The sequence below is a fragment of the Klebsiella sp. K-3 genome (assembly GCF_051207495.1).
Taxonomy (GTDB): Bacteria; Pseudomonadota; Gammaproteobacteria; order Enterobacterales; family Enterobacteriaceae; genus Klebsiella; species Klebsiella aerogenes.
In genome coordinates, this window is sequence record NZ_JBPNXF010000037.1 from 1 (window position 1) to 698 (window position 698).

General features: G+C 59.3%; 1 protein-coding gene. It reads right to left on the reverse strand.

Annotated elements, in window-relative coordinates; genetic code table 11:
- On the reverse strand, positions 1–698 hold a 698-nt coding region (locus tag ACSEMK_RS24035; protein ID WP_430915554.1), incomplete at both ends, for a molybdopterin-dependent oxidoreductase.

Consider the following 698-nt stretch of genomic DNA (forward strand, 5'->3'; position numbering starts at 1 on the left):
GCGCCCATGTCGCAGGCGCCCTGGACGTTGTTCTGCCCGCGTACCGGGTTGACGCCGACGCTTGGCTTGCCGAGGTTGCCGGTGAGGATCGCGAGGCTGGTCAGCGAGCGCACGGTCTCCACGCCCTGGTAGAACTGGGTGACGCCCATGCCCCACAGGATGGCGGCGGATTTGGCGCTGGCGTACATCCGGGCGCAGGCGCGGATCTCCTGAGCGCTGACGCCGGTTATCTCTTCCACCGACTCCGGCGTGTAGCCTTCGACGATTTTGCGATACTCCTCGAAGCCTTCGGAACGGCTGGCAACGAAGGATTTATCGTACAGATCCTCTTCAATAATGACGTGGCCAATGGCGTTGAGCAGCGCGATATTCGAGCCGTTCTTCAGCGCGATGTGCATGTCGGCGATGCGCGCGGTTTCAATTTTGCGCGGGTCGCAGACGATGATTTTCGCCCCGTTGCGTTTGGCGTTAATGACGTGATTCGCCACGATAGGGTGGGAATCCGCCGGGTTGTAACCGAAGATAAACACCAGATCGGTGTTATCAATCTCCGTGATGGCATTACTCATGGCGCCGTTACCGACCGACTGGTGCAGACCTGCAACCGAAGGGCCGTGTCAGACGCGAGCGCAGCAGTCGACGTTATTGGTGCCAATAACGGCGCGCGCGAATTTTTGCATCACGTAGTTGGTTTCATT